At 38.1% G+C, this 23,321-nt stretch carries 28 protein-coding genes; 19 read left to right on the top strand and 9 right to left on the bottom strand.

What is annotated here, in order from left to right:
* The first annotated feature begins 56 nt into the window (after positions 1-56).
* From CDOM16188_RS09995 to mrdA, 14 genes are all read left to right on the top strand, one after another.
* The gene (locus CDOM16188_RS09995) at positions 57-932 is read left to right on the top strand and encodes an NAD(+) kinase (RefSeq protein ID WP_172201864.1); all 876 of its coding nucleotides are present in this window, start codon (positions 57-59) and stop codon (positions 930-932) included.
* The gene (locus CDOM16188_RS09990) at positions 925-2,448 is read left to right on the top strand and encodes an AAA family ATPase (RefSeq protein WP_172201862.1); all 1,524 of its coding nucleotides are present in this window, start codon (positions 925-927) and stop codon (positions 2,446-2,448) included. The genes CDOM16188_RS09995 and CDOM16188_RS09990 overlap by 8 nt, the downstream gene beginning before the upstream one ends.
* Positions 2,449-2,556: 108 nt before the next feature.
* The gene (locus CDOM16188_RS09985; RefSeq protein ID WP_172201860.1) at positions 2,557-3,813 is read left to right on the top strand and encodes a diguanylate cyclase; all 1,257 of its coding nucleotides are present in this window, start codon (positions 2,557-2,559) and stop codon (positions 3,811-3,813) included.
* Positions 3,810-4,598, top strand: a complete 789-nt coding sequence (locus CDOM16188_RS09980; protein WP_172201859.1) for a TatD family hydrolase — start codon at positions 3,810-3,812, stop codon at positions 4,596-4,598. Before CDOM16188_RS09985 ends, CDOM16188_RS09980 begins: the two co-directional genes overlap by 4 nt.
* Before the next feature lie 13 nt (positions 4,599-4,611).
* Positions 4,612-5,826 (top strand): lytic transglycosylase domain-containing protein, encoded by a 1,215-nt coding sequence (locus tag CDOM16188_RS09975; RefSeq protein ID WP_172201857.1) that lies wholly within the window; start codon positions 4,612-4,614, stop codon positions 5,824-5,826.
* Complete coding sequence (locus tag CDOM16188_RS09970) at positions 5,810-6,646, top strand: septal ring lytic transglycosylase RlpA family protein (protein WP_253908187.1); 837 nt, start codon at positions 5,810-5,812, stop codon at positions 6,644-6,646. Before CDOM16188_RS09975 ends, CDOM16188_RS09970 begins: the two co-directional genes overlap by 17 nt.
* 2 nt (positions 6,647-6,648) lie before the next feature.
* Complete coding sequence (gene hisB, locus CDOM16188_RS09965) at positions 6,649-7,218, top strand: imidazoleglycerol-phosphate dehydratase HisB (RefSeq protein ID WP_172201855.1); 570 nt, start codon at positions 6,649-6,651, stop codon at positions 7,216-7,218.
* Positions 7,215-7,703: an HAD hydrolase family protein gene (locus CDOM16188_RS09960; protein WP_172201853.1), complete on the top strand. Its 489-nt coding sequence runs from the start codon at positions 7,215-7,217 to the stop codon at positions 7,701-7,703. The genes hisB and CDOM16188_RS09960 overlap by 4 nt, the downstream gene beginning before the upstream one ends.
* Positions 7,694-8,215: an LPS export ABC transporter periplasmic protein LptC gene (gene lptC / locus CDOM16188_RS09955; protein WP_172201851.1), complete on the top strand. Its 522-nt coding sequence runs from the start codon at positions 7,694-7,696 to the stop codon at positions 8,213-8,215. The genes CDOM16188_RS09960 and lptC overlap by 10 nt, the downstream gene beginning before the upstream one ends.
* A complete protein-coding gene (gene lptA, locus CDOM16188_RS09950) occupies positions 8,194-8,676 on the top strand; it encodes a lipopolysaccharide transport periplasmic protein LptA (protein ID WP_172201849.1) in 483 nt (160 codons plus the stop codon). The genes lptC and lptA overlap by 22 nt, the downstream gene beginning before the upstream one ends.
* Entirely contained in the window at positions 8,673-9,269 is a 597-nt protein-coding gene (gene yihA / locus CDOM16188_RS09945; protein ID WP_172201847.1) for a ribosome biogenesis GTP-binding protein YihA/YsxC, read from the top strand. The genes lptA and yihA overlap by 4 nt, the downstream gene beginning before the upstream one ends.
* Complete coding sequence (locus tag CDOM16188_RS09940; RefSeq protein WP_172201845.1) at positions 9,270-9,752, top strand: N-acetyltransferase; 483 nt, start codon at positions 9,270-9,272, stop codon at positions 9,750-9,752.
* Positions 9,701-10,207, top strand: coding sequence for a hypothetical protein (locus CDOM16188_RS09935; protein WP_253908186.1), 507 nt, complete (start codon positions 9,701-9,703; stop codon positions 10,205-10,207). Before CDOM16188_RS09940 ends, CDOM16188_RS09935 begins: the two co-directional genes overlap by 52 nt.
* Complete coding sequence (mrdA, locus tag CDOM16188_RS09930; RefSeq protein WP_172201843.1) at positions 10,204-12,072, top strand: penicillin-binding protein 2; 1,869 nt, start codon at positions 10,204-10,206, stop codon at positions 12,070-12,072. The genes CDOM16188_RS09935 and mrdA overlap by 4 nt, the downstream gene beginning before the upstream one ends.
* Here the strand turns inward: mrdA and ybeY are convergent.
* Entirely contained in the window at positions 12,069-12,479 is a 411-nt protein-coding gene (ybeY, locus tag CDOM16188_RS09925) for an rRNA maturation RNase YbeY (protein ID WP_172201842.1), read from the bottom strand. The genes mrdA and ybeY overlap by 4 nt on opposite strands.
* A gap of 103 nt (positions 12,480-12,582) precedes the next feature.
* Here ybeY and queC point away from each other — a divergent pair, with 103 nt between their 5' ends.
* Positions 12,583-13,257, top strand: coding sequence for a 7-cyano-7-deazaguanine synthase QueC (gene queC / locus CDOM16188_RS09920; protein WP_172201841.1), 675 nt, complete (start codon positions 12,583-12,585; stop codon positions 13,255-13,257).
* 155 nt (positions 13,258-13,412) lie between these two features.
* Here the strand turns inward: queC and CDOM16188_RS09915 are convergent, their stop codons facing one another.
* From CDOM16188_RS09915 to mobB, 5 genes are read right to left on the bottom strand one after another with little or no spacing between them, the layout of a single operon-like run.
* Positions 13,413-14,399 carry a ferrochelatase gene (locus CDOM16188_RS09915; protein ID WP_172201840.1) on the bottom strand — a complete coding sequence of 329 codons (987 nt, stop codon included), beginning with the start codon at positions 14,397-14,399 and terminating at the stop codon, positions 13,413-13,415.
* A gap of 3 nt (positions 14,400-14,402) precedes the next feature.
* Positions 14,403-16,298: a methionine--tRNA ligase gene (gene metG / locus CDOM16188_RS09910; RefSeq protein ID WP_172201839.1), complete on the bottom strand. Its 1,896-nt coding sequence runs from the start codon at positions 16,296-16,298 to the stop codon at positions 14,403-14,405.
* A gap of 12 nt (positions 16,299-16,310) precedes the next feature.
* Positions 16,311-16,514: a hypothetical protein gene (locus CDOM16188_RS09905; protein WP_170018665.1), complete on the bottom strand. Its 204-nt coding sequence runs from the start codon at positions 16,512-16,514 to the stop codon at positions 16,311-16,313.
* The gene (locus tag CDOM16188_RS09900) at positions 16,507-17,361 is read right to left on the bottom strand and encodes a class 1 fructose-bisphosphatase (RefSeq protein WP_172201838.1); all 855 of its coding nucleotides are present in this window, start codon (positions 17,359-17,361) and stop codon (positions 16,507-16,509) included. Before CDOM16188_RS09900 ends, CDOM16188_RS09905 begins: the two co-directional genes overlap by 8 nt.
* Positions 17,358-17,837: a molybdopterin-guanine dinucleotide biosynthesis protein B gene (gene mobB, locus CDOM16188_RS09895; RefSeq protein ID WP_172201837.1), complete on the bottom strand. Its 480-nt coding sequence runs from the start codon at positions 17,835-17,837 to the stop codon at positions 17,358-17,360. The genes CDOM16188_RS09900 and mobB overlap by 4 nt, the downstream gene beginning before the upstream one ends.
* A gap of 108 nt (positions 17,838-17,945) precedes the next feature.
* On the opposite strand from mobB, the gene CDOM16188_RS09890 reads away from it, so the two are divergent.
* Positions 17,946-18,422 carry a hypothetical protein gene (locus CDOM16188_RS09890; protein WP_253908185.1) on the top strand — a complete coding sequence of 159 codons (477 nt, stop codon included), beginning with the start codon at positions 17,946-17,948 and terminating at the stop codon, positions 18,420-18,422.
* On the opposite strand, the gene CDOM16188_RS09885 is transcribed toward CDOM16188_RS09890, so the two are convergent.
* Genes CDOM16188_RS09885 through gltX form a run of 3 tightly spaced genes read right to left on the bottom strand, consistent with a single transcriptional unit; the run spans position 18,340 to position 21,552 of the window.
* Entirely contained in the window at positions 18,340-19,983 is a 1,644-nt protein-coding gene (locus CDOM16188_RS09885; protein ID WP_172201836.1) for a lytic transglycosylase domain-containing protein, read from the bottom strand. The genes CDOM16188_RS09890 and CDOM16188_RS09885 overlap by 83 nt on opposite strands.
* On the bottom strand, positions 19,961-20,254 hold the full coding sequence (locus CDOM16188_RS09880; RefSeq protein WP_169942518.1) for a YggT family protein: 294 nt from the start codon (positions 20,252-20,254) through the stop codon (positions 19,961-19,963). Before CDOM16188_RS09880 ends, CDOM16188_RS09885 begins: the two co-directional genes overlap by 23 nt.
* Complete coding sequence (gltX, locus tag CDOM16188_RS09875) at positions 20,251-21,552, bottom strand: glutamate--tRNA ligase (RefSeq protein WP_172201834.1); 1,302 nt, start codon at positions 21,550-21,552, stop codon at positions 20,251-20,253. Before gltX ends, CDOM16188_RS09880 begins: the two co-directional genes overlap by 4 nt.
* Before the next feature lie 168 nt (positions 21,553-21,720).
* Here gltX and mscL point away from each other — a divergent pair, with 168 nt between their 5' ends.
* The 3 genes from mscL to CDOM16188_RS09860 form a co-directional block, all read left to right on the top strand.
* A complete protein-coding gene (gene mscL / locus CDOM16188_RS09870) occupies positions 21,721-22,122 on the top strand; it encodes a large-conductance mechanosensitive channel protein MscL (RefSeq protein ID WP_169942514.1) in 402 nt (133 codons plus the stop codon).
* Positions 22,123-22,190: 68 nt separating this feature from the next.
* Positions 22,191-22,829, top strand: coding sequence for a Crp/Fnr family transcriptional regulator (locus tag CDOM16188_RS09865; protein WP_172201832.1), 639 nt, complete (start codon positions 22,191-22,193; stop codon positions 22,827-22,829).
* A gap of 124 nt (positions 22,830-22,953) precedes the next feature.
* The coding region (locus tag CDOM16188_RS09860; protein ID WP_172201830.1) for a NapC/NirT family cytochrome c at positions 22,954-23,321 on the top strand (368 nt) is incomplete at its 3' end.

Genomic DNA, 23,321 nt, shown 5'->3' with positions numbered 1-23,321 from the left:
TACTCAAATTTTGCTTTTGCCGAGCTTTTAAACCAAAATATGCTACAATCAAAACTATGAAAAAAGAAAGAAATTTAAATATTGCCGATGTAAAAAAAGTCGGAGTTATAGCTAAGATAAATGCCGATTTGGCTAAAAATTTAAAGACGATTGAGAAAATTTTAGCCAAATACGGTGTAGAAATTTTGCTTGAAAAAAGTTGCGCTAAAGAGGTTGATAAACAGGGTTTTGAGCTAATAAATTTGGCTAAAAATTGTGATTTTCTAATCTCTTTAGGCGGAGACGGCACGATCATATCCGTTTGCAGACAGAGTGCAGAAATTTCACCGTTTGTGCTTGGAATTCACGCAGGAAGACTTGGGTTTTTAACCGATATCACGATGGATGAGTGCGAAGAGTTTTTTAAAGACTTTTTTGAGGGAAAATTCGATATCGAAACCCCGTTTATGCTTGATGTATTTATGCATAAAAAAAGCGGCGATACGGTAAAAAAGATAGCCTTTAACGAAGCCGCGATACTAAGCTTGAAGCCAGGCTCTATGGCTCATATTAATGCGCTTTTAAACGGAAAAGATTTTAACTCGTATTTTGGCGACGGCGTGCTTATATCAACGCCGATTGGCTCGACTGCTTACAACATGAGCGCAAACGGACCTATCATCTATCCGTTAAGTGATGTTTTTGCAGTTACTCCGATATGCTCTCATTCGCTTACTCAGCGTCCTGTAGTGCTTCCAAGAGGGTTTGAGATGAAATTTAAAACCCAAAGCGATGCTGTTTTGGTTGTCGATGGGCAAGATAGGTTTAACATGTCAAATTTAGATAGTGTTAGCGTTGCTTTGAGTGAAAAATCGGCAAAATTTATCCGCCATATCGGCAGGGATTACTTTCAAATTTTAAAAGAAAAACTTCACTGGGGTTATAATGATTGAGAGGCTTTTGATAAAGGAATATCTAAATTTTGATAGCGTTGAGCTTAAATTTAAAGAAGGGCTTAGCGTATTTACCGGCGTAAGCGGTGCTGGTAAATCAGTGCTAATGAGCGCGATAATGGCGGTTTTTGGGCTTAAGGATAGCGACGCAAAGCTGATTGAAGCGGATGTGGAGTATAAATTCAGTGCCGAGGAGTATGGGATTGAAAGCGAGCAGATAAATACTTTTAAACTGTTTAGAGATAAGGCGACAAGGTATTTTATCAACTCTCAGGCTATCTCAAAGAAAAATCTCGCCTCAATTGCAAAAGAGCATATAAAATATCTGTCCGCCAAAGAGATAAACGAGTTTGAAAACGAGAGATTTTTAAATTTGCTTGATATCGCCGAAAGTAAAAAAAACGGAGAATTTTTAAAATTTAAGCAGGAATTTGAGGCAAAATTTAAGGAATTTGATCAAATCTCAAAAGAGTTGCAAAATATAATAGAAGATGAAAGAAGGATTGAAGAGCTTAAGGAATTTGCAAGCTTTGAGATATCAAAAATAGAGTCGGTTAGCCCAAAAGTAGGCGAATTTGAAGAGCTTATGGAGATCAAAAAACGCCTTAGTAAAAAAGATAAGATAAATGAAGCTTGGAGTAGGGTCGAAGCCGTATTTCAGGCTGAAAGAGCCGTCATAGATGCGCTAAATATCAGCGATATAGATGCTAGCTTTTTTGAGGAGTGCATGAACGAGCTTAGAATAGCGCGCGACAACCTAAATATGGATGAGCTTGAAGATATTGATATAGAAAGCGTTTTGGATAGGATCGAAGCACTAAATTCGCTAATTCGCAGATACGCAAGCATCGAAGAAGCGCTTGAAACTTTAAAAAAACGAAAAGCCGAGCTTAGTAAATATGAAAATATAAGCTTTGAAAAGAGCTTGCTTGAAGCTAAATTTAACGCTTTAAAAAGTGAGATTAACGATATGTCAAGCAAGCTTACAAAAGCAAGGAGTGAAAATTTAAAAGAGCTTGAAGAGCTTATAAATTCATATCTTAAAGAGCTTTATATGAGCAAAATCACTCTTAAAATAAGCCAAAAGCCGCTTGATAAATTCGGCGTTGACCAGATAGCTTTGAGTTTAAACGAGACTAATTTAAAAAATTTAAGCTCGGGCGAACTAAACCGCTTGCGACTTGCCTTTATAGCAAGTGAAACGCAAATTTCAGGAAGCGGAGAAGGGGTCATAATCCTTGATGAGATAGATGCGAATTTAAGCGGAAAAGAGGCGATGAGTATCGCAAATGTGCTTTTAAATTTAGCTAAATTCTATCAGATTTTTGCTATATCACATCAGCCTCAGCTTAGCTCAAAGGCAAATTCTCACTTTTTGGTTGAAAAATTTGAAGAAAAATCGATCGTAAGAGAGCTTGAAAATAGCGAACGAATATCTGAGCTTGCAAGAATGATAAGCGGAGAGACCGTGAGCAAAGAGGCGATGGAATTTGCCAAGCAACTTTTAGACGGGTAGTTATGTCCGAAATTTTATTTTTAAAAAAGAAAAAAGATGATAATATCTAACGCTTTTGAAAAAAGTTAATATAGTTTAAATATAAAATTTAATAGGTAACATAAAATTATGGAAAAAAATAGAATTTTAATAGTAGAGGATAACAAATCACTTGCAAAACTAATAGCTAAAAAGATGGAAGACAACGTCGATATGGAGGTTGATATAGCTTATAGTTTAAAAGAGGCGCAGGAATTTTTAAAAAATCCAAATGATTATTTTATAGCGTTGCTTGATCTAAATTTGCCCGATGCTCCAAACGGTGAAGTTGTTGATTATGTGATTTTAAAAGGCTTGCCAAGCATAGTTTTAACAGGAAGTATGGATAATAAAACAAGAGAGACTTTCATACATAAAGATATTGTGGATTATGTTTATAAAGGTAATATGGAGGATATAAATTATATATTTCATATGATTAATCGCCTTAGACAAAACAGGCAATATAAAGTAATGGTTATTGAGGATTCTTTGACTTTTAGAAATAGCTCGAAAAAAATTTTAAAAAGCTTGCAGTTTGAAGTATTTGCCGCAGCTCACGGCGAAGAAGCTCTTAGCTATTTTAAAGATAATCCCGATATAAAGCTCATTATTACAGATTATAGAATGCCTGTTAAAGACGGACTTGAAGTTCTAAAAGAGGTAAGAAAAGATAAAGATAAAAACTCTTTGGGGGTTATCGTAATGACCTCTCCTAAGGACGAGATAAATGCAGCCGTATTTCTTAAAAGCGGCGCTAATGACTTCATAGCAAAGCCTTTTGAAAAAGAGGAGCTGATATCTAGAGTAAATAACACCATAGAAGCCATGGAAAATATAGAAAGAATTGCAAATTTTGCTAATCACGACTTCTTGACAGGAGCTTGCAATAGGCGTTATTTTTACGAAAATATAGAAGAATATCTGAAAAAAATAAAGCAAAAAAATGAAAACTACGCACTTGCCATGATAGACATTGACCATTTTAAAAAGATAAATGATACATATGGTCACGATAGCGGAGATAAAGCGATTAAATTTTTAGCCAAGAAGCTTATGGATGCCACAAAGGGAAGCGATATAGTGGCAAGATTTGGCGGCGAGGAATTTTGCGTAGTGCTTAAAAATATCCCTCAAGAAGAGGCGGTTAAATTTTTTGTAAATTTAAGAGCTGTGATAGCTTCAAGTATGGTTACTCTTAAAACTCAGAGTATTAAAATGACCGTTTCTATCGGTTTGGCATTCGGAGATAACGAATCTAACGTAGATGAAATGCTGGAGCTTGCAGACAAGGCTCTTTATGCCGCTAAGAAAAACGGAAGAAACCGTGTGGAGATAAATCTGTGATCATAGATACTCACTGTCATCTTGACGATAATAGATATGATGACGATCTTGATGCGGTCATGCAAAATGCCTATAACGCAGGCGTGGGAGGGGTTTTAATCCCGGGGGCTGATATTAATGATTTACCAAAAGCTGCTAAGATATCTGAGAAATTTGATAATGTATTTTTTGCCGCAGGCGTTCATCCATATAATAAAGAGGATTTAGATATCGATACGCTTCGTAAGTTTGCCGGTCATGAGAAGTGTATAGCTATCGGAGAATGCGGGCTTGATTATTTTAGATTGCCAAAAGATGATAGTGAAAAAATAGCCGAAAAAGAGCTTCAAAAGAGGGTTTTTATCTCTCAGCTTGATTTGGCTAGCGAGTTAAAGATGCCTGTTATTTTACATATTAGAGATGCCAATGAGGATACTTTTAATATACTAAAAGAGTATGCAAGTAGGCTTGTGGGTGCCGTAATGCACTGTTATAACGCATCGCCTTTGCTTTTGGAACTTAATAAATTCGGGAATTTCTATTTTGGCATAGGCGGGGTTTTGACGTTTAAAAACGCTAAAAATTTAGTGGAAATTTTGCCTAAAATTCCACAAGATAAGTTACTAATTGAAACAGACGGTCCGTATCTTTCTCCGGAACCTTATAGGGGTAGAAGAAACGAGCCGATATATACTCAGCTGGTTGCTGAGAAAATGGCTGAAATTTTAAATTTAGATAAAGAGAGGTTGATAAATTTAACAACATCGAATGCAAAGATGCTTTTTGGGCATTTTAAAACAGCATAAACCAAGGAGAAAAATGAGATATTTTAAGATAATTCTTTTGTGTATGACCTGTTTTGGAGTTTTGTCTGCATCAACGGCAAACAAAGATCATATAGAAATACAAAAGAAGATATTAAAAGAGTTTGATATAGATGCTAAATTTATGAAAAATCCACACTATAGCTCTATAAAAAATAGCATAAAAGAGAGCAAGAAGAAGGAATTCGTAAAAACTTTAAAAAACGGACATAGGCACATACCTACTCTTCAAAAAATCATCAAAGACTCAGGTATTCCTGAGTCTTTTTTGTATCTTGCAATGATAGAATCAGGATTTTCCAATAATGTCGTATCAAGCAAGAGTGCAATCGGAATTTGGCAGTTTATGGCGCCTACTGCAAGGCTTTACGGTCTTAGAGTGGATAACTATACGGACGAGAGAAAAGATCCTATCGCGGCAACTATTGCTGCCACCAAGTACCTTCAGAGCTTAAAAGACGAATTTGGGAAATGGTATCTTGCTATGATGGCGTATAACTGCGGCAATACTAAGTTAAGATCGGCTATTAAAAAGGCAGGGACGGATGATTTAGCTACCTTGCTTGATGCAAATAAAGGCTATATCCCAAAGGAAACTAGAAATTTTGTTAAGAAAATTTTAACCGTTGCGCATATCGCAAACGATAAGAACTTCCTTAGTTCAAAAGATGCCGAGCTTATAACAAATGCAAAGGGCATGGAGATTGAGAAGATAAAAGTGCCCGGAGGAACTACTTTGATGGAGGTAGGCGACAGTATCGGACTTAGTCTAAAAAGAATGAAAGAGTACAACTCTCATCTTAAATTTGTCTATACTCCGCCTGTTGATAAGCCGTATTATATGTATATACCAAAAAATAAAAAAGAGATGTTTGATAATAATTTCGAGGTTGCTAAAAATCGTAAATTTGAAATTTACACCGTGGGCAAAAACGAAACGCTCCTTGCAATCGCTGAAAAAACAGGCGTAAGTCATAAGATTATCAAGGAGTATAACGCTCTTGCTTCAAACGAGATAAAGCCAAATCAAAAATTAGTCATTCCTAGCGATCAAGATGTTAATTACCTAGCCGAATATATAGTAAAAAGTGGAGACACTTTAAGTGAAGTTGCAAAGAAATTTGATGTAGCTTTTGAGGATTTAAAGGATGCAAATAGCTTGATGAGCTCAAATTCTTCTATCGGAGCAAAGCTTGCAACCTCAGAATAGTATAAAATTTACGCTTCTTAGTGTTTTTATAGTTATATTTTTTACAGGCTGTTCGGTCGTAAGCGGGATATTGGGACCAAGCGGACCAAAGGGGCCTACACAAGAAAAGATAAATAACTCTAAAAAGGTGCATGAAGCCACTATGCGCCCTTATAAGATAAACGGCAAGACTTATTATCCTACCGTTGTTAGCGTAGGAGATACGGCCAGCGGTATTGCAAGTTGGTATGGCCCTGATTTTCACGGCAAAAAAACTTCAAACGGTGAAATTTATAATATGTACAATATGACTGCCGCACATAAGACTTTGCCGATGAATACAATGGTTAGAGTCGTAAATTTAAAAAATAAAAAAAGCATTGTGGTGCGTATAAACGACCGCGGACCCTTTGTGGCAGGCAGGGTTATAGACCTCTCAAAAACCGCTGCTTCAAAGATAGATATGATCTCAGCTGGAACCGCACCTGTCTTTTTGGAAGTTATCGGATTTAACGGTAAGATAAGCGATAGCTCCACAGTTGCTTCTGGTACAACAAAAGAGCAAAAGACAACCGGAGGCGTAGTTGTAGCGCAAAAACCGCAAGATGTGTTTGTGGGCGGAGAATTTATGGTTCAAATCGGAGCGTTTAGAAATTTAAATGGTGCTACAACTTACAAAAATAAGCACTCAACTAAAAACTATACCGCCGAAATTAGAAAATATACGTTTGATAATAAGCCGATTTATAGAGTTTTCTTAACAGGATTTAGAAGCGAAAACGAGGCCAGAGACTTCATTGAGGCAGGACATATAGAAGGCGCATTTATCGCAAGGGAGTAAGCGTGCAAAAGATAAGAAAGACTAAAGAGACCGATATAAGCTTAGATTTAGAAATTTATGGAAGCGGAAAGTGCGAGATAAACACAGGTATAGGATTTTTTGATCATATGCTTGAAGCTTTTGGTAAGCATGCTTTGTTTGATATGAGGCTTATTGCAAAAGGTGATTTGCATATAGATTTTCATCATACGGTTGAAGATACGGGCATAGTTATAGGCTCGCTTTTAAAAGAGATCATTTATCCGGTAAATGGGATAGAAAGATTTGGAGAGGCTACTGTCGTAATGGATGAAGCGGCGGTTGATTGCGCCCTTGATCTGTCTAACCGACCTTTTTTGGTTTATGAAAGTATTAGCGATGGCAAAGTAGGTGATTTTGATATCGAGCTTGTTAATGAATTTTTCCAAGCTCTTGCATTTAATGCAAATATCACGCTTCATATAACTAAAATTCGCGGTAAAAACTCTCACCATATCATAGAAGCAAGCTTTAAAGCTCTAGCCGTAGCTCTTAGAAGAGCGCTTGCTAAAAACGAAAGAATCGGAGTTCCAAGCACAAAGGGAGTGCTGTGATAGAGATAATATTTTTAGACGTTGATGGATGTATGACTGACGGTAAGATAGTTTATAGTGCAAACGGCGAGGAGATTAAGTTCTTTGATGTTAAAGACGGATACGCTATAGAAAGTTGGCTTAAGCTCGGTAAAAAAGTAGCCATCATAACAGGAAGAAAATCCGCAATCGTAGAAAGAAGAGCTGAAAATTTAAAGATAGATCACGTATATCAAGGCGTAAGCGATAAATTTGCCGTAGCTGAAGAAATTTTAAAATTCGAAGGACTAGGCTTTGAAAATGCAGCCGCTATAGGCGATGATTATAACGATTATAAGCTTTTAAAGGCTGTAAAGTGGAGCTTCAAGCCAAAAAATGCCATAAAAGAACTTGATGTAAAAACCAAGCTTGATTTTAAGGGTGGCAATGGCGCGATTAGGCAGATGATTGAAATTTTGATAAAGCATGAAAATCTTTATGAAGAGTGGTCTAAGCGTTGGTTATAAAGATTTTTTACTTCGTTATATCTATTTTTAGCGTAGCGATGGTTTATCTGACTATCCAAGATCCGTATCATGCTCAGAGTATAAAGCCTGATAATTCTATCGCGAGCATGAAGATAAACGATGTAATTGATTATGAGCTAAATTCCACTATCATAAACGCAAGATACGAGGCTGACGAGTGGAACAGGTATAGCGATAAGGATGAATTTCTTAGCTTTAAAGCCGAGATTATAAAAGATAATAAAGAGCATAATTTAACATCCGATAAGGCGTTTTATCAAAACGATACGATTAAATTTAAAGGCAACGTTGATTATATAAGTAGCGATGGGCTTAAATTTGTCTCGGATGAAGTGGTGTATGATATCAAATCAAAGCTCGCGGTATCCGATACTTCGTTTGTGATGACTCAAAATGGCGACAAAGTCGTAGGTGATGCTTTGGTATATGATACAAATTTAAAAAGAACATATGTAAAAGGAATCCGCGCATGGATAGAGGAAAAAAGATAATTTGGGCTTTTGTTTTATTTGGTTTGTCGGCTCTTTTTGCGGAGCAGGTAGAGGTAACTGCCGATGATTTTTACGCCGATGAAAAAAAGCTTATAAGCGAATTTAGCGGAAATGTAAATATAAAAAAGGGCAAGGATATTTTAACGGCAAATAAGGTTTTGATATACTTTGACGCTAAAAGAAACCCTCTTAAATATGTAGCCAGCGGAGATGCCAAATTTAAAGTCATCATACAAAATAAAAATTACAACGGAAGCGGAAACGAGCTTATTTACGAGCCTGCGCCGAATTTATACACTATAAACGGAAACGGCTTTTTGCACGAAGAAGAAACCGATAAAAAAGTCTACGGCGAAAAGATAACCGTAAATCAAAACAGCGGAACGTATAATGTAAATAGCGGCAACAAAAAGCCGGTTAAATTTATCTTTCAGGTTGAAGAAAAGAGTAAGAACAAGTGATTAGAGCGCTTAATGCTAAATTTTTAATCTCGGCGCCAAACATTTCCCTAGCTCCGCCTGTTAGCGGTAGCGAGGTTGCTTTTTTGGGACGATCGAATGTGGGCAAAAGTAGCCTTATAAACGCTCTTGTAAATCATAAAAATTTAGCCAAAAGCTCTTCTACTCCAGGTAAAACTCAGCTTATAAATTTTTTTGAAGTAGGCTACGAATACGATGAGCAAAGAATCAATCTTGTATTTGTCGATCTGCCCGGTTTTGGTTATGCAAAAGTGGCAAAAAGTATGCATAACGAATGGAAGAAGAATTTAGACGAATATTTAAAACAAAGATCTAATATCAAGTTGTTCGTTCATCTTATAGATAGTAGGCATTTTGATCTTGAGATAGATAAAAATGTAAATGACTACCTGCAAAGCTTTTTAAGAGCCGATCAGAGAATTTTAAACATCCTAACAAAGGCGGATAAACTAAATCAAAGCGAAAAAAGCGCAGCTTTAAAGGCCTATCCAAACGCTCACTTTGTATCCGTTCTTAAAAAGATAGGCATTGATAAGGCTAATGAGCTGATAGTAAAAAACGCATTGGGTGTATAGATGAACGGCGCAATAAACTTCAGAAAGCCTAAACTAAAGGATATAAAAGCTATGCAAGAGCTTGTCCGTGAAGAGGTTGCAAGCGGACTTATCCTGCCAAGAAGTGATGATGAAATTTCAACCAATATCAGGTCTTATATGCTTGCTTGTTTGCATGAAGACGGTAAGGAAGAAGAGGTTGTCGGGTTTTGTGCACTTCATATACATACTGTAAATTTAGCCGAGGTTAGAAGCCTTGTAGTGTCTAAAAATTTAAGAGGCGGCGGAGTTGGAAGCAAGCTCGTGCAAAAGATACTTAGGGAGGCTAAAGAGTATGAAATCAAGACCGTTTTTACTCTAACTTACCGAAAAAGCTTCTTTGAAAAGCTTGGTTTTGTTGAAATTCCAAAGTCTGATTTGCCTGCGCAAAAAATTTGGGCCGATTGTATTAAATGCAAGCATTTTCCGGTATGCGACGAAATAGCTCTGATTTACAAATTCTAAAATTCGCTCTTTGGACGGCGTTTTTGCTTGTATATCAAGCCGCCACAAGCGTAGCTACCTACTTGCCGCCGCTTATAGGCATATTTTTTACCTATATGATTATCTTAAATATCGAAAAGAATAAAAAAGTCAAAAAGTACGACAAAAGATGGTATTTTGCTATCTTTTATCTGATTTTTGCCGAGCAGGTGCATGGATATGCGCTTTTTTCTACGATGATAGGGTTTTTGCTGTTTTATTATCTGGTTTCTGATTGGCTGCTTGTAACATTTAAATCGCGTGAAATTTTGCTTGTAGTTTTTGTCGCAAGCGGATACTTTATGACTTGTTTGATCACTTTACTATTGCGCTACGTAGCAAATTTACCTATGCTAAATTTTGACCACAGGTATTTTATTTACATAGCCTTTGAAGCTCTTTTGGCGACTATCTTATTTCGCGAGCGATTTGCATGAGAATGCGCATAGTTTTTGCCGTCATATTTAGCGTTTGGATCTTGCTGCTTGTTAGAATTTATCACATTAGTATCAAGTCAAACGAAATTTACGAAGAGATTGCCGAGCAAAACGTAGTAAAATCTCAATTCATCCCGCCTGTAAGAGGTCAAATTTTAGACGTTAAAGGAAATCCAGTGGCGGTAAATCGTCTTGGATTTTCGGTATCTGTCAAGCCGCATTTAAGCAAGAGTAAAATTTTAGACGAAGAGCTTTTAAATTTGGCTCAAATTTTTGAAGATATAAACGTTACCAAGCTAAAACGCGATTACATTAAAGCCGATTCGCCTTATAATCAAGACTTCATCGAGATCATAAATTTTATCGATTATGACACGATGATACCTCACATCTCTTCGCTTTCGCTTCGTGAGGTTTTAAGCGTCAAGCCCGCTTCCAAAAGGCATTATCCGTATTCGCACCTTGCTTCTCATATCATCGGTTACGTAGGAAGAGCAAACAAAGATGACGTTTTAAACGACCCTATCGCCAAGCTTACTAATCACACGGGCAAAAGCGGTATAGAGAGGTTTTACAACTCTATCTTGCAAGGCGAGGAGGGTGTGAGGAAGATAAAGGTAAATGCCCTAAACGAGCAGGTAGAAGAGATATCTATGACCTATCCAAAGAGCAGAGATATCACTCTAAGCATCGATCTTGAGATGCAAAGATATGTGGAAGAAATTTTTGACAAAGACGCAGGTGCTGTTATCGTGATGGATGTGCGAGACGGCTCGATTTTAGCGGCGGGAAGCTTTCCTGAGTATGACTTAAACCCTTTTGTGACGGGAATTTCAAAAGCCAAATGGGACGAGCTGATAAACGGCATAGATCATCCCTTTTTAAATAAGCTGGTAAACGGGCATTATCCGCCAGGATCGGTTATCAAAATGGGCGTTGCGCTTGCTTTTTTAAATTCAGGCAAGATGGATAGAAGCTCGGGGTATTATTGTAGCGGCACTCTTGAGGTCGGCGGGCGAAATTTTAGGTGCTGGAACCAGTACGGACACGGTTTTGTAGATATGAACTCGGCGATTAGAGAAAGTTGTGATGATTATTTTTACAAAGGTAGTCTTAAAATCGGTATAGACGCTATCGCACCGGTGCTGGAGCGCCTTGGCTTTGGTCAAAAAACCGGAGTTGATCTACCTAATGAATTTATAGGAATCGTGCCGAGTCGTGAATGGAAGATGCAAAAGTACGGTCAGCCTTGGTATCACGGCGAGACTTTAAATAGCTCCATCGGGCAGGGAAATTTCTTAGTAACTCCTATGCAGATAGCAAGACATACCGCCATGCTTGCAACCGGCAAAAATATCACACCGCATTTTTTGCATAGCGTGGGTGAAGAGGTGGCTAAATTTGAGCAAAGTGATGATGTATTCACGGCTTTTGAGAAAAAACAGCTTCCTTATATAAGAAAAGCGATGTATGAGGTCGCAAATCACCAAAAAGGCACGGCGTTTAAGCACTTTAAGGAGGCAAAGCTAAAGCTTGCTGCAAAAACCGGAACCGCACAGGTCGTAGCGATTTCGCAAACCGAGAAAAAACGTATGAAAGAAGAAGATATGAAGTATCTTCAGCGCTCTCATGCGTGGATGACTACTTACGGTCCTTATGAAAATCCAAGATATGTCGTAACCGTCATCATAGAACATGGCGGACATGGCGGACTTGCCGCAGGACCGCTTACGGCTAAAATTTTTAACAAGCTTATAGAGCTTGGCTACATAGATCAAAAATACGTTATCGAAAGCACTCTTGAAAAAGAAGAGAAAAAGAAACTCGAAGAGGAGAAGAAAAAAGAGAAAAAGAAAGCCTCTTAATCTTCATCCATAGTGCGCACTATCAGGCTTTTTGGAAGGCTAAATTTCTCTATCACTTCGCACTCCTTAGCTCTCATTTCTCCGCTATCTATCTCATGATCAAAGCCAAGCAGGTGAAGTAAGCCGTGCGTAAAGAGCAGGGCTATTTCGGAATCTCTTTCATGCTCCAGTTCGACAGCTTTTTGCTCTGCCAAGTTTGTGTTTATCACAACGCATCCAAGAGGCAAATGAAGTTGATAAACAAGCGGAAAGCTAAGCACATCGGTTGTCTTATCGATACCCCTTTGGCTTAGATTTATCTCTCTCATCTGCTCATTATCAACGAAACTTAATTCCACGTCGCCGCTTGTTAAAAATTCGCAAATTTCATCTAAAATTTCAGGATAATCATCTTCGCAAAGTATCATTTATAAGGCTTCCTTTGATAAATTTGAGTATAATTTTAGCTAAATTTTGCATGTATAAACTCAAATTTAAAGCAAAACATCAAATTTAGACCAAAGGCAGCAGATGAAAAAGGCGGTTTGTATCATAAGCGGAGGTATGGATAGCACTCTTTGCGCCTATATGGCAAAACGTGCCGGATATGAGATAATAGCGCTTCATTTTGATTACAATCAGCGCACCATGAAAAAAGAGCGCGAGGCTTTTTATCAAATTTGCGCCGATCTTGGCGTAAGCAAATCCTTGGTGCTTGATGTTGGCTTCATCGCTCATATCGGAGGTAGCGCACTAACCGATACATCTATAGACGTTCCTAAAAATAGCCTTGGAGAAGATATCCCCATAACTTACGTGCCGTATCGCAATGGAATATTTTTATCAATCGCCGCCTCACTTGCCGAAAAAGAAGGTGCCGAAGCGATATATATCGGAGTGATAGAGGCTGACGGAAGCGGCTATCCTGACTGCACGAGCGAGTTTATAGATAAGATGACGGCGGTTATAAACGAAGGCACGGCTATAAAAACAAAGATAGAGATAAAAACCCCGCTTGTAAATCTTACAAAGGCTGATATCGTGCAAAAGGCTTTGGAATTTAAAGTGCCTTTAGAGCTTACTTGGAGCTGTTATGAGAGCGAAGAGGAGGCGTGCGGGCAGTGTGATAGCTGCTTGCTTAGGCTTAGAGGATTTAAGCAAGCGGGCGTAAGAGATGAGATAAGGTATAAGAAAACAACAAGCTAAACAAATTTGCTTTTAACTCAGGAGTTTGCAAAGAATCTATCGGTAAGTAAATTTATCAATAGTGTCGATAAGAGAATTTATAATACACAAGTAAAATTAATTAGACTAAGTCATCAAAAGCAGTTTTTTGTATTTAATTTTGGCAGGATTGCCGCTTAAAATCCGAATAAATTCGCCTCTTTGTCTTGCTTGTTTAGCATCGCTTCCAGTTCTGATTTTTGGCATTTAACAAGCGAGTAGCGGAAATTTGTAAGCTTTTTAAGTTCACTTAAATCGTTAAAAACAAAGGTTGGTTCTAAATTTGATCTGAAATTAGCAGGAACGCAAATTTCTATCATTTCACTAAAATTTCGCCTTAAAAAATTTGCTTCCATCTCAAAAAGAGATTCGTCGTTTTCTACTATAAAAGCCCTAAAGCTTGCTCCAAATGGAGTGATTTTAAAATTTCTATCTATAAATATAGGCTCAAAGTGCTCGATCCCTCGCAGATCACCGAGTCTAAATTCAATCTCGTTTTTGCTTAGATATCCTATGAGCCCTGCTAAAAATCCTTTAAAGACTTTGGATATAGCCAAATTTTGATAATAGATGCCGCTACAAATAAGAGTCGTAAAGAAAATCGAGCCTTCATTTATGGCTTCAGCACTCATATCTGTCCATGCGGTATCGTAAAAAGGCGCAACCTTAGAGAGAATTTTAAGATCATCGCAAAAGAACGTATCGCCCTCTTTGGCGTGAAAAATTTTGATAAAGAGCTCTTTGATGTCAGTTGGAAGGATAGATGCGTTTTTTGCTAGACTCATGCGCTTTAAGATAGCCTTTTGAACGGCATTTATAGAGCAGAATTTAAGTCTTTTTGAGCTACTCTCAAAGCGAACCAAGCGCATGATGGCCGTATTTAGATTATCAACTCTGATAAATGCGACTTCCTTGTCGGTAATCTCGCACTCTTTATCGACCAAGACCGCGTATGCCCCGTTTGCCGTAGCTTCATTGATGTCTTCTTGCGTAGCGTCTATGCCTATATATGCGTACCCTTGGCGAATACTCTTAGCCTCAAACGAAAAATCAACAACGCTTGTCACACTTGGCGTGTTCATGCTGCCGCCGTTGATTAGACGTTTTAAGTTTTCTATATTCATCATTTAGCCGACGATCGCTCCGTTTTTAACGCTTGAGATAGGACTTAACAGCGCTAGCGAGCCGTCTTCTGCCGTAAGTATCATGCCTTGAGAGATATTGCCAAATATCTTAGCCTCTTTTAAATTTGCCAGCACGCAAACCTGCTTGCCTACAAGCTCTTTTGGATCATAAAATTTAGCAATTCCCGATACGATCTGTCTTGGCTCGCTTTCGCCAAGATCTATTTTGAATTTAAGCAGTTTGTCGCTGCCTTCGATATTTGCAGCTTCTAGGATAGTTCCAACTTTGATAACACACCTTTTAAACTCATCTATCTTTATCTTTGGCGTTTCGTCTTTGCTAAGTTCGGCTATGCTTGGCACAGGAGTGCTCATAAGCTCTTTTTCTATCTTTGGAAAGAGCGGCGCCGTAGGCTCGCAAACAAAGTCTAAAACTTCGTTTTCAAGTATTATCTTTTGATAATTTTGTGTTGAAATTTCAAATTTCATCGCTCTAGCTATCTTTTCGCAAGTCTTTGGCATCGCAGGACTTAGCAAGATCGCTACACGTGCAAGCAAATTTGCACAAAGGCTTACAAGAGCGTTTGCTTCATCGTTTTTGCCCTCTTTTATCAAATTCCAAGGCTCAAATTTTGCAATACTTGCGTTTGCGATATTTAGTACTCGCCAAAGCTCCTCTAGGTAGCGATTTGTGGCAAAAATTTCTAAATTCTCACAAGCTGCTTTTAGATGAGCTGTTGATTCGTCCAAGATTTCTTTATGGTATTTTTTTACATCTTTGCTTGAAACCTCGTAGTTTGAGTATTTACCACTCATTCCGATTATGCGGTTTAGTAAGTTTCCAAGATCGTTGCTGAGCTCTGAGTTTATGCGCTCGATAAGTGCTTTTTGCGAGAAATCCCCGTCTTGACCAAACGGAACTTCACGCAGCATAAAGTATCTGAAATTTTCAAGCCCATAAGCGTCTGCAACCTCTTTTGGCACGACTACGTTGCCCTTGCTCTTGCTCATCTTTTCGCCGTTTCTGGTCCACCAGCCGTGTGCCGCGATATGCTTAGGAAGCGGCAAATCAAGACTCATCAAAAACGCTGGCCAGTAAATCGCATGAAAGCGCAAGATATCCTTGCCGACTAAGTGCACCGCATTTTCCCAAAAGCCCATTTTCTCGCCGTCTCTAGTGTAGCCAAGTGCTGAAAGATAGTTCATCAGAGCATCAAGCCAGACATACATCACGTGCTTTGGCTCGTTTAAATTTGCAGGTAGTTTTACGCCCCAGTCAAAGCTGGTGCGAGTTATAGATAGGTCTTTAAGCCCGCCTTTTACGAAGCTTACGACTTCGTTTTTTTTACCTTTTGGAAGTATGCACTGCTCATTTTGCTCGTACCATTTAAGAAGGGCGTCTTCGTATTTTGATAGTTTAAAAAAGTAGCTTTCCTCTTTGACTAAGTTTGTCGGTCGCCCACAGTCAGGACAGCACTCGTTATCTAAAAGTTGAGTTTGGGTAAAAAACGTCTCGCAGCTAACGCAGTAAAAACCCTCGTATTCGCCTTTGTAGATGTCGCCTTTTTCAAGCATTTTGTTAAAAGCGTTTTGAACGGTTAGTTTGTGGCTCTCATCGGTTGTGCGGATAAAGTGATCGTAACTTATCTCAAATTCATCCCAAAGCTCTTTAAATTTTGCGCTTATCTCGTCTGCGTATGCTTTTGGGCTTTTGCCTTTTTTTTGCGCAGCTTGTTCTATCTTTTGTCCGTGTTCATCGGTTCCTGTTAAAAAAAACGTCTCTTCGCCTTTAAGCCTTGCAAATCTAGCCATCGTATCGGCGATGATCGTAGTGTAGGCGTGTCCGATATGAGGAACGTCATTTACATAATAAATAGGTGTTGTTATATAAGCTTTCATAATCTTCCTTAATTAAAAATCAAATCCGCCGGTGCTGCCCTTGGACATTGAATTATAGACGGCATCAACATAATTTTTACGAATTTCGCATTCAAATAAATTTTCGCAGGCAAAACAGCTTGTTAGGTTTTTTTGAGATTGGCATGACTTTAGTATGTCTATTTGGTTATCAAGCTCAAGCTCGAATTTGTCTTTTTGCTTAAGCTCTTCAGCCATTTTTGCTTCCGTAAAATTCATGCAGAGTCTTTATCTCCTCTTTGGAGCCAAAGAAGCATGGTGTGGTTTGGTGGATTTTTTCTATCTTTATATCAAAAAGACTTGCAGAGTAGCCGTCACTCGTAACTCCGCCTGCGCGCTCATAGATAAAGGCAAAAGGCAGCACTTCAAAAAGCACTCTAAGCTTGCCGTTTGGCGCATCGGTGGTAGCCGGGTAGCTAAAAAGCCCGCCGCCTTTTAGCAAAATTTGATGCAAGTCGCTTACCATTGCGCCTGAATATCTTAAGCGATACCCTCGCTCAAAAAGCTCTCTTATAAATTTAGCGTGCGTATCGCTCCAGCCTTTTTGCGTGGCACCTGTGGCGTTTAGCTTGCCTTTTTCTTTTAGCTGCAAATCTTTTATAAACTGAAATTTGCCCTCTTTGTTGAGCCTATAAAGCTTTGGCTTATCCGTGCAGATAACGAGTTCAAGTCTAGGACCGTAAACGCTATACGCTGAAGCTACTAAATTTTCAGGTTTTAGTTCGTTTTCATATATGCCAAATATCGAGCCGATAGCAAAATTTACATCAACCAAGCTTGAGCCGTCAAGCGGATCGTAGGCTACGATAAATTTTGCATTTTCGTTTAGTGAGAGCATCTCATCTTTTTCTTCGCTAACTAGAGCTTTTACACAATCTAAATTTGCAAATTCGCGCGTGATGATCTCATCGCTTAGCACATCAAGCTTAAGCTGGGTGTCTCCAGTGGCGTTTGCGTGATCGGTGTAGCCAAGATCTGCAAATTTTATCTCGTTGCTGATTTTAACGGCGATTTGTTTAATTGTTTCAAAAATTCTTTCCATCATAAAGCCTTTGCGTTTTGTAAAATCCACTCACAAATAGTATCTATATCGTCTAAATTCATATTTAAAATATCAAATTCACACTCTTTTTTATAACTTGCGATCGCGTTTGAAAATCCGATATATTCAGTGTTTATCTCGTCTTTAAACACGCTTAGCCTAGGAAGCGGCAGGGTTTTAAGCCCTTCTACTAACAGTAGGTCAAATTCGCCCACCATAGACACTACTTCATCAAGACTCTTTTGCTCTTTTGAAAAGTATGTCGTGCGCGTGGGGCTTAGTACAACCACGTCAGCACCTATCTCGCTAAATCTATAGCTATCCTTTCCCTCTACGTCAAAGCGAGCCTTGTCACCCGGATCGTGCTTAATGATAACTACCTTTAGTCCGTCTTTTATAAATTTTTGCCCCACCTTTAATATAAGCGTAGTTTTGCCGCTATTTGAGGGTCCTGAAAACGCCATTGCCAATCTTTTCATCTAGTTCCAACTTCTAAATTTTCGTAAGATTATAACAAATTTAGGCTTTCTTAAAGCAAAAATTACCCAAATTAAAGATAAAATAAGAAAAAATTTCAAGGTATTATTATGAAAAATCTACTGATATGCTTAGCTCTTATGACGGCTTTTTTAGGGTGTTCTAATAAAATTGTCATTCACGAACCTCTTAAAAACGAGCTTTTGGCTTATACGAGCAAGAGTGAAATAATCAAACAAGATTTTAAAATTTTGATTTTAGGAACTTATCTAAACCCCGTTCATAGCGAGCTTATAAAAGAAAACAAAGATGAGAAATTTATAATCGCCATCCACCCAAAAGATGCTGACGTAAATTTAAAAAGTTTTAGTCTAAATAACGACATAAGCGGCATTAAAACCAGAATTTTAGACGAAAATGACGAGCTTTTAAAGCTCATCACATTTCAAATGCCGTGGGGGAAATATATCGAAGTAAGCGCACCTGAAAAGAGTTCGGATAAACTTAATCTCTCTTTCGAAATTTATCCGTCAAATCAGGTGAGCTTAGAGTTTCAAAAAGTTTCAAAATCGATGTACTGGAATTAAGCAAGTGCGAGTATATAACGTAGTTTGCAAGCACTTTTTTGCCATAGTGCCTGCTTTCGGCATATGGCACAAGCTCAAGCGATAAAAACGGCTCAAATTTTCCTTCGTTAAATAGATCTCCGCGCTGAAGCATGCGCTTGGTAAAGCCGATGCCGCCGTTATATGCATAAGCTATAAAGAGCGGATGGTGCAAGAATTTTTCAAGATAGTTTAAGTGGTGATCTGCAAATTTTAAAGCAACCCTCGGATCAAACATATCGTCTTGATCAAAGCCCTCTATCATAAGCTCTTTTTTGCCGATGTGATTTGCAAGAAAGGGCATAAACTGCATCATCCCAAGTGCGTAAGATGTCGATATTACAGATGGGATAAACCTGCTTTCTTGCCTGCCGATAGCATAAATCGTAGCCTTTCTGGTTGCGTTTATATCCTCAAGTTCTTCTAAAAACGGCATGACAAAGTAGTGATCTTTATATCCGCTTGCTTTTTCCATGAAGTAAGCGTGCTGCCCAAGTGTTTCTTTGGTGTTGAAAAGCTCTGCGAATTCAAGAGCTTTAGTAGCATTTACTTCTTTTACGATAGCAAAGGTTTTTTGCCATAAAAACGGATCTTTGATGTCGTAGTCTTCAAGCTTTTGCTTGGTAGGTGTCGGCGAAAAAACTTTTGGAATTTCTTTGCCCGTTAGTTCGTTTGCGTATAAAGTGTAGATGTTTATGTCGCTACTTTTGTTTAGCTTTTCAAGTAAAATTTGATTTTTAGTTATGAGGTATTGCCAAAAAATTGCGGCGTCCTTTGCGCCTTGGTTTTGAAAGCTCTCTTCGGCTTGTTTAAAAAATTTAAGCGCGATGTGCGGCGAATCAAGTAAAATAGCATTAAGCCCTAGCATGTAAGAGTGCTGCTGGGTTGAAGCGTTAGCGTCAATGTTTAAGAAATTTTCTCTAAATTTAACCATTTTTTTATCTATCACAAGACTGCTTGCGATCTTTTGAAACGATTTTTGGTTTGAAAGTAAATTCATAAAATGAGGCTCAAATTTGACGTTAAATTTCTCTTTGTCTTTTTGACTGCTTGAGTTAAATAGTGCTATAAACGCGTCCGTGTCGTTTTGATCGGCAAATTTTAAAGCGGCATTTTTAGCGTTAAGCGCCCTTAGTCTTCTTGCGACGTTTTTATCTATATCGTCAAATTTATCGGCTAAAAGCGCCCTCTGGGCCTGTTTTATCTTCATCATGAAAGGCACTCTAAGCAGAGTTCTTTGGCAGGTTAAATTTGCGTCCATTATATTTGTAGCATTTACGGGATCGCAGTTTGAAGCGACTTTTTTAGGCTTTATGATAGTATCAAGAACCTTTAGCATCGTAGGAGAGCGCCTAAAAATATCTTCGTTTAAAATTTCAACTTGCTTTTTAGTGTAATTGCCTTCGCTGATTAATCTATATATATAGTAATCTTTTGCCAAACCCTTTGGCTTATCCTTTATCTCTTCAAAATCTTTTACTCCGCCAAAAGCAAATGCGCTCAATACGGACAAGATAAGGCTAAAGCGAAGCAGCAAATTCAAAGAGTAGCCTTATGAAAAATAGTTCTATAAATTTAAGAGCCAAAAGCACGATGATGGGCGCTAGATCTATGCCACCAAATACGGTCGGCACAAAGCGCCTTATAAGCGCATATACGGGCTCGGTTAAGCGATAAAGAAGCTGGACTATAGGATTGTAAGGATCGGGTCTTACCCAGCTAACGATAGCTGAGATGATGATGACCCAAACGTAAATTTGCACAACCATCTGTAAAATACTTGCTATGGCCGAGATGAGAGTTGATAAAATCATTTTAAAATTTCCTTTAAATTTCCTTTGATGAGCGGAAATAACTCACTTAGTTCAGGTCCGTGCTGTTCGTTTGTAAGCAAAATTCTAAGCGGCATGAAAAAGCTTTTGCCTTTTAAATTTGTAGCGCTCATTAAAGCCTTTTTAAACTCGTCAAAGCTTTGAAATTCATCTAAATTCAATGAATTTGCAGCGCCTTTTATGATCTCGCACTCGTTTTTAAACTCATCAGGAATGTTTTTTGGCGCAAATATCGCCTCTATCTTTTGCTTGATCTCGTTTAGCAAGCTTGCCTCTTGGGTATAAAATTTGATTAGACCCGCTAAATTTTCATCCAATCCACTAAGTGCGGCAAGTCGCTCACTGCTAGCAAGCTTAATGTGCTCTCTATTTATGTGCTCTAGCTGCTTGATGTCAAATTTCGCAGGACTTGGCGAGACTTTAGAGATGTCAAACCACTGTGCAGCGTCCTTTATAGTAAAAATTTCCACAGGAGCTTTATAGCCAAGCGATATGATATAGTTTGCTATGGCTTCCGGCATAAATCCTTTAGAAAGCAGCCACTTTACGCTACTTTCGTTCTCACGCTTGCTCATCTTTTTGCCCTCTATATTTAAGATGATAGGCAGATGTGCATAGCGAATTTTACTCGTGTAATCAAGCCCTTCTCTGATAAGCTCTTGCTTAGGCGTGTTGCTTACGTGATCCTCTCCGCGTATGACGAAAGTAACGCCCTCGAGCATATCGTCAGTCGCACAGGCGAAGTTGTAAGTAGGGGTTTTATCGGCACGCATGATGACAAAGCTATCGACATTTTCAGGCTCAAAGCTTACTTCGCCTTTGATAGCGTCTGTAAATTTCATCGTTTCTTTTGGCTTTTTCATGCGGATTACAAAAGGCTTTTCGCAGGCTAAAACCTCTTCATTGCTCATCCTTTCGCAAGTGCCGTCATAGCGATATGCTATGCCTTTGGCTTTAGCGTTTTCTTTTTTTGCTTCCAGTTCGCTTTCAGTGCAAAAGCAGGCAAACGCTCGCTTATCTATCATTAGTTTTGAAGCAAGCTGGCGGTGGAATTTTAAATTCTCACTTTGATAGTAGAGTTGGTCCCATTTGATGCCGAATTTAGTTAAAATTTCTAAAATTTCTTGGTCTTTTCCTTCTATATTTCTTTCTTTATCGGTATCTTCTATGCGCACTATAAAGCCACTTTTATCTTGTAAAGAGCAAAGATAATTTAATATAGCTACGCGCAAATTTCCAAGATGCATATCTCCCGTAGGAGAGGGTGCAAAACGATACATTGAGCATTTCCTTAAGTTGATTTGGGCTTGATTATAGCATTTTGTATGTAAATAATGTGTTAAACAAAATTGTTTATAATAACGCAATATTTAGTTTGATTTTCATTTAGCGTCTTAAAACTAAATCGAATTTTATATCTAATAAAATTTAATCACAAGGAGTACTAAATGAGTTTCGTTAAGGAATTCAAAGAATTTGCGATGCGCGGTAACGTGCTTGATATGGCTGTGGGTGTCGTTATCGGCGGGGCTTTCGGTAAGATTGTTTCATCATTGGTTGGCGACGTTATCATGCCTATCGTTGGAGTTTTAACCGGAGGAGTAAATTTTACCGATCTTAAATTTGTGCTTAAAGAAGCTGCCGGCGAAGCGCCTGCCGTAACGGTTAATTACGGTTCGTTTATTCAAACTACGGTTGATTTTTTAATAATCGCATTTTGTATTTTTTGTGTTATCAAGGCTATAAATTCACTTAAAAAACCAAAAGAAGAGCCTGCTCCTGCAGCACCTGCCGCTCCAAGCGAAGATATAGTATTGCTAACTGAGATTAGAGATCTTCTTAGAAAATAAAATTAATTTCATGAAGGAGCTCTCCTTCATGAAAATTTAATATAATCAAAACAGCAGTGGACAGAGGAATGCTTAGGCAAATAGGATTTTTTAACGAGCTAAATGAAAGCGAACTTAAAAGACTTGAAGATATAAGCATAGTTAAGAAATATAAAAAAGGCGAGTTTTTATTTATGGAAGGAGAGGAGTCAAAGTGGCTTCATCTCATGATAAAAGGTTCGCTGAAACTTTATAAAATCGGGCCTAAGGGCAAGGAAATTTTCCTTCATCAGCTAAATGGCATGACCTTTGTCGCTGAGCTTGCGAATTTTGAAAATATCAAATTTCCCGCTACGGCGATATTTGTATCTTCCGGCGAAGTGCTAAAGATAGATTACGATAAATTTTACAAAGAATTTTTATCCAATCCTAAAATTTCAGTCAGCATCATAAAATCTCTATCTCAGAAACTAAAAATCGCAAGCGAACTTATCCATCAAGAGCTTGTTTTAAGCTCGGAGGCAAAAGTGGCTAAATTTTTAGTAAATCACTCTGATCTTTTTAATGCCTTAAAACACATCAAAATAGCTTCTATTTTAAACATAACTCCTGAAACTTTCTCAAGAATACTTGCTAAATTTAAAGCCCAAGAGCTTGTAAATTTGGACTCAAATAATAAAATCATCAGTATTTCCGAAGATAAACTTAAAGATTTTTTTGATAACTAATATTTAATATCAAATTAAGATTAATTGATTTTCGTCAATAATTTTTAATTCCGGCTTAGGTATAATAATTTAAATATTTTATTATAATATTTAAAGAAAATAAAATGTTACAAGAAGGATCCGTATGAAAAAGAAGTTTTTTGTTTGGTCGGTTGTACTTGGCATATTTATAGGTTTAATATCATCAATCGGTATCGCCGATATGCTTCATTATACCGGAAGCGATAAATTCTGCACTATGTGTCATACTATGAATCCTATGGTAACGGCATATAAAAACGACGTTCACGGAGGCAACAACAAACTTGGCGTCAAAGCCGAGTGCTCGGCTTGTCATCTTTCGCATGATAATACCTTAATGTATCTATGGACGAAGGCAAAAGTTTCTATAAATGACGGGTATAAAACCGTATTTACCGATGTAGGTAAGATTGATTGGCATAAAAAGCGAGATCACGCTTATAAATTTACTTACGACAGCGGGTGCATGAT

The organism is Campylobacter sp. RM16188, assembly GCF_012978795.1.
GTDB lineage: Bacteria > Campylobacterota > Campylobacteria > Campylobacterales > Campylobacteraceae > Campylobacter_A > Campylobacter_A canis.
This window is presented reverse-complemented; position numbering and strand designations above follow the sequence as displayed.

Bases quoted from the DNA above. Each gene is read 5' to 3' on its own strand.
- CDOM16188_RS09900 (WP_172201838.1), bottom strand. From the start codon at position 17,361: ATGATGGAAAGAATTTTTGAAACAATTAAACAAATCGCCGTTAAAATC.
- ybeY (WP_172201842.1), bottom strand. From the start codon at position 12,479: ATGATACTTTGCGAAGATGATTATCCTGAAATTTTAGATGAAATTTGC.
- CDOM16188_RS09940 (WP_172201845.1), top strand. From the start codon at position 9,270: ATGAACGGCGCAATAAACTTCAGAAAGCCTAAACTAAAGGATATAAAA.
- CDOM16188_RS09935 (WP_253908186.1), top strand. From the start codon at position 9,701: ATGCAAGCATTTTCCGGTATGCGACGAAATAGCTCTGATTTACAAATT.
- gltX (WP_172201834.1), bottom strand. From the start codon at position 21,552: ATGTATCGTTTTGCACCCTCTCCTACGGGAGATATGCATCTTGGAAAT.
- CDOM16188_RS09995 (WP_172201864.1), top strand. From the start codon at position 57: ATGAAAAAAGAAAGAAATTTAAATATTGCCGATGTAAAAAAAGTCGGA.
- CDOM16188_RS09990 (WP_172201862.1), top strand. From the start codon at position 925: ATGATTGAGAGGCTTTTGATAAAGGAATATCTAAATTTTGATAGCGTT.
- CDOM16188_RS09975 (WP_172201857.1), top strand. From the start codon at position 4,612: ATGAGATATTTTAAGATAATTCTTTTGTGTATGACCTGTTTTGGAGTT.
- CDOM16188_RS09890 (WP_253908185.1), top strand. From the start codon at position 17,946: ATGAAAAATCTACTGATATGCTTAGCTCTTATGACGGCTTTTTTAGGG.
- CDOM16188_RS09865 (WP_172201832.1), top strand. From the start codon at position 22,191: ATGCTTAGGCAAATAGGATTTTTTAACGAGCTAAATGAAAGCGAACTT.
- CDOM16188_RS09905 (WP_170018665.1), bottom strand. From the start codon at position 16,514: ATGGCTGAAGAGCTTAAGCAAAAAGACAAATTCGAGCTTGAGCTTGAT.
- mobB (WP_172201837.1), bottom strand. From the start codon at position 17,837: ATGAAAAGATTGGCAATGGCGTTTTCAGGACCCTCAAATAGCGGCAAA.
- CDOM16188_RS09880 (WP_169942518.1), bottom strand. From the start codon at position 20,254: ATGATTTTATCAACTCTCATCTCGGCCATAGCAAGTATTTTACAGATG.
- mrdA (WP_172201843.1), top strand. From the start codon at position 10,204: ATGAGAATGCGCATAGTTTTTGCCGTCATATTTAGCGTTTGGATCTTG.
- lptA (WP_172201849.1), top strand. From the start codon at position 8,194: ATGGATAGAGGAAAAAAGATAATTTGGGCTTTTGTTTTATTTGGTTTG.
- CDOM16188_RS09915 (WP_172201840.1), bottom strand. From the start codon at position 14,399: ATGAATATAGAAAACTTAAAACGTCTAATCAACGGCGGCAGCATGAAC.
- mscL (WP_169942514.1), top strand. From the start codon at position 21,721: ATGAGTTTCGTTAAGGAATTCAAAGAATTTGCGATGCGCGGTAACGTG.
- queC (WP_172201841.1), top strand. From the start codon at position 12,583: ATGAAAAAGGCGGTTTGTATCATAAGCGGAGGTATGGATAGCACTCTT.
- CDOM16188_RS09985 (WP_172201860.1), top strand. From the start codon at position 2,557: ATGGAAAAAAATAGAATTTTAATAGTAGAGGATAACAAATCACTTGCA.
- metG (WP_172201839.1), bottom strand. From the start codon at position 16,298: ATGAAAGCTTATATAACAACACCTATTTATTATGTAAATGACGTTCCT.